The organism is Anaerococcus tetradius ATCC 35098, from assembly GCF_000159095.1.
Lineage (GTDB): Bacteria > Bacillota > Clostridia > Tissierellales > Peptoniphilaceae > Anaerococcus > Anaerococcus tetradius.
In genome coordinates, this window is the sequence record NZ_GG666300.1 from 1 (window position 1) to 3,027 (window position 3,027).

Sequence of the window (3,027 nt, forward strand, 5' to 3'; positions counted from 1 at the left end):
GAAGATGAATTGATGGTAGGTCAGCCGTCAGAATTGTTCAAGGTGCAAAGCAGCTTGAGTACAATTTACGGCGAGAAAGGTTCGTAAATATAGTGGCGATAGCGCTAGGGATACACCTGTTCCCATACCGAACACAGAAGTTAAGCCTAACAACGCCGATGGTACTCGGAGGGCAACCTCCCGGGAGACTAGGAAGCCGCTAAACAATATAGTTACGATAGCATGAGGGATACACCTGTTCCCATACCGAACACAGAAGTTAAGCCTCATAACGCCGATGGTACTCGGAGGGCAACCTCCCGGGAGACTAGGAAGTAGCTAAACAATATCTAAGCAAGTTAGATAATATGTTGACAGCGATATAGGCTTATGTTATAATTATATCGTTGTAATGCTTAGGTAGCTCAATGGTGGAGCACCCGGCTGTTAACCGGTAGGTTGTGGGTTCGAGTCCCACCCTGAGCGCCAAACAAGCCTGCTCGGCTCGTTAATGGCTCTTATGCTCAAGCTTGGAGCTTAATCCGAGAATGAATTTGCTGGTTATTTACTGCAGGCTATGTAATATATGCCGGGGTGGCGGAACTGGCAGACGCACAGGACTTAAAATCCTGCGGTGGTTAAACACCGTATCGGTTCGATTCCGATTCTCGGCACCAATAACACCTACTACTCTAACAATATCGCGGGATGGAGCAGTTTGGTAGCTCGTCGGGCTCATAACCCGAAGGTCGTAGGTTCAAATCCTACTCCCGCAACCATTTAATAAGGCCCTATGGTCAAGCGGTTCTTGATCCTAACCCGATTTATGAAATAAATCGATGGTAGGTCAAATGTCGCGAAATAGAAATCTTCGATTTCGTCATGGAGCCGACTAAGACACTTGAAGCAAAGCTTCAACATTATCAAGTTAACCTTGTAAAAGCTAAATTAACTAAGGCCCTATGGTCAAGCGGTTAAGACACCACCCTTTCACGGTGGTATCCCGGGTTCGAATCCCGGTAGGGTCACCATTATTAGTCAAATTAGACTAGAAAAGAACTTCTTCGTACAAGAGGATACCACCGTGTTCACGGCGGTAAGTTCTTTGGACTCACTGACGTTCGTCTCAAAGATTTCAAATCTTGTGATTTGAAACCCTAAAAGGGACTGGGTTACGAATCCCAGTAGGGTCACAATTATATAATTTTAATTGTCAAAACACTTTTTATGGAAGTATAGCTCAGTTGGGAGAGCATCTGCCTTACAAGCAGGGGGTCACAGGTTCGAGCCCTGTTACTTCCACCAACACATTATTTATAATGTTTAAGGACAATGGTCCTTTGAATGGCCTGGTAGTTCAGCTGGTTAGAATGCCGCCCTGTCACGGCGGAGGTCGTGAGTTCGAATCTCATCCAGGTCGCCATTTGGATTGCAATAGTGATCCAATATGCTGATGTAGCTCAATTGGTAGAGCAATTGATTTGTAATCAATAGGTTGTAGGTTCAAGTCCTATCATCAGCTCCAATAGATATTTGGAAATATTATTTGTGGGGATGTTCCAGAGTTGGCCAAATGGGACGGACTGTAAATCCGTTAGCTTAGCTTTCAGTGGTTCGAATCCGCTCATCCCCACCAAACTTTTACATCTATGCGGGTGTAGCTCAGTGGTAGAGCCCCAGCCTTCCAAGCTGGTTGCGAGGGTTCGATTCCCTTCACCCGCTCCAAAAAGTTTATTATAACTTAGATGAGCGCCCTTAGCTCAGCTGGATAGAGCATCGGACTTCTAATCCGTGTGTCCCAGGTTCGAATCCTGGAGGGCGCGCCAAAGACAATTTCTAATTAGTGAAAAGGCAAGGACTTAGGTGTAAAAAAAAGCTTGACAGCCGATTACATTTATGATATAATTATACCGTACTTTGAACATTGGGATATAGCCAAGTCGGTAAGGCACCAGACTTTGACTCTGGTATGCGTAGGTTCGAGTCCTGCTATCCCAGCCAATATGATCCATTAGCTCAGCCGGTAGAGCACCTGACTTTTAATCAGGGTGTCCGGAGTTCGAATCTCCGATGGGTCACCAAAAAACAATATTCACCCCATCTGGGGTGATGTTGGAAATTCGTCGAGATTATCGACGAATTACTTTTATGGATATGTTTATTCTAAGCCATTTGATTACTTATCAATAATTTAATACATGGAGAGGTACCGAAGCGGTCATAACGGGGCGGTCTTGAAAACCGTTAGAGTCATTGGCTCACAAGGGTTCGAATCCCTTCCTCTCCGCCAAAAGCAAACAGCTTCATAATTTTTATGAATATGTCAGCTATAAGCTTAGTAGCTTAAGGAGAAGTACTCAAGTGGCTGAAGAGGCTCCCCTGCTAAGGGAGTAGATCCTGTCAATAGGGATGCGAGGGTTCAAATCCCTCCTTCTCCGCCATTATAAGCCCAGATAGCTCAGTCGGTAGAGCAGGGGACTGAAAATCCCCGTGTCGGTGGTTCGATTCCGCCTCTGGGCACCAATTTTTTGGATTTGATTATAATTGCATACGGTTGTAAATTCTACATAACTTTGAAGGGGAGTAGTTCAGCTGGCAGAACGTCGGTCTCCAAAACCGGATGTCGCGGGTTCAAATCCTGTCTCCCCTGCCATATATGGACCTGTAGCTCAGGTGGTTAGAGCGCACGCCTGATAAGCGTGAGGTCGGTAGTTCGAGTCTACTCAGGTCCACCAATTTAATTAATATAGTACACTGCACAATTTATTATTGTGGGCCTCTAGCTCAGTCGGTTAGAGCGCCCGGCTCATAACCGGTAGGTCCAGGGTTCGAGTCCCTGGAGGCCCACCAAACATCTCAGCTATGAGGTGTTTTTTTTTGCCGAATAACCGGTTATGAGCAGCTAGAAACTCATCTCTGGTCTCATTTCATTCGCCTCAGAGATTTTAAATGCTATCGCATTTAAAACCCTACAAGGGACAAGGCCACAGGGTTCGAGTCCCGCAAGGCTAATCAAACATCTTTAGCTTTAGGTGTCTTCTTGCTCAC

The 3,027-nt window shown here is 45.7% G+C and carries 18 tRNA genes and 2 rRNA genes; all 20 read left to right on the forward strand.

Features of this window, described 5'->3' with window-relative positions:
• Positions 1-88 precede the first annotated feature (88 nt).
• The 20 genes from rrf (HMPREF0077_RS07250) to HMPREF0077_RS07345 all read left to right on the forward strand — a co-directional run bounded on the left by rrf (HMPREF0077_RS07250) (position 89) and on the right by HMPREF0077_RS07345 (position 2,829).
• Positions 89-205: ribosomal RNA gene (rrf, locus tag HMPREF0077_RS07250) — 5S ribosomal RNA — on the forward strand.
• Positions 206-207: 2 nt separating this feature from the next.
• Positions 208-324, forward strand: a 5S ribosomal RNA gene (gene rrf, locus HMPREF0077_RS07255).
• A gap of 69 nt (positions 325-393) precedes the next feature.
• Positions 394-468 (forward strand) — tRNA-Asn (locus HMPREF0077_RS07260).
• 99 nt (positions 469-567) lie between these two features.
• Positions 568-656, forward strand: a tRNA-Leu gene (locus HMPREF0077_RS07265).
• Between the two features lie 25 nt (positions 657-681).
• A tRNA-Met gene (locus HMPREF0077_RS07270) sits at positions 682-758 on the forward strand.
• 177 nt (positions 759-935) lie between these two features.
• Positions 936-1,010: transfer RNA gene (locus HMPREF0077_RS07275), tRNA-Glu, on the forward strand.
• Positions 1,011-1,208: 198 nt separating this feature from the next.
• Positions 1,209-1,284 (forward strand) — tRNA-Val (locus HMPREF0077_RS07280).
• 41 nt (positions 1,285-1,325) lie between these two features.
• Positions 1,326-1,402, forward strand: a tRNA-Asp gene (locus tag HMPREF0077_RS07285).
• A 26-nt stretch (positions 1,403-1,428) separates the two neighbouring features.
• Positions 1,429-1,504 (forward strand) — tRNA-Thr (locus HMPREF0077_RS07290).
• A gap of 25 nt (positions 1,505-1,529) precedes the next feature.
• A tRNA-Tyr gene (locus HMPREF0077_RS07295) sits at positions 1,530-1,615 on the forward strand.
• A gap of 15 nt (positions 1,616-1,630) precedes the next feature.
• Positions 1,631-1,704, forward strand: a tRNA-Gly gene (locus HMPREF0077_RS07300).
• A gap of 24 nt (positions 1,705-1,728) precedes the next feature.
• A tRNA-Arg gene (locus HMPREF0077_RS07305) sits at positions 1,729-1,805 on the forward strand.
• A gap of 99 nt (positions 1,806-1,904) precedes the next feature.
• Positions 1,905-1,980 (forward strand) — tRNA-Gln (locus HMPREF0077_RS07310).
• A 4-nt stretch (positions 1,981-1,984) separates the two neighbouring features.
• Positions 1,985-2,060 (forward strand) — tRNA-Lys (locus HMPREF0077_RS07315).
• 119 nt (positions 2,061-2,179) lie between these two features.
• A tRNA-Ser gene (locus tag HMPREF0077_RS07320) sits at positions 2,180-2,269 on the forward strand.
• A 57-nt stretch (positions 2,270-2,326) separates the two neighbouring features.
• A tRNA-Ser gene (locus HMPREF0077_RS07325) sits at positions 2,327-2,420 on the forward strand.
• A 6-nt stretch (positions 2,421-2,426) separates the two neighbouring features.
• Positions 2,427-2,502 (forward strand) — tRNA-Phe (locus HMPREF0077_RS07330).
• 54 nt (positions 2,503-2,556) lie between these two features.
• A tRNA-Trp gene (locus tag HMPREF0077_RS07335) sits at positions 2,557-2,632 on the forward strand.
• Between the two features lie 5 nt (positions 2,633-2,637).
• Positions 2,638-2,714 (forward strand) — tRNA-Ile (locus HMPREF0077_RS07340).
• A gap of 38 nt (positions 2,715-2,752) precedes the next feature.
• Positions 2,753-2,829: transfer RNA gene (locus HMPREF0077_RS07345), tRNA-Ile, on the forward strand.
• Positions 2,830-3,027 lie beyond the last annotated feature (198 nt).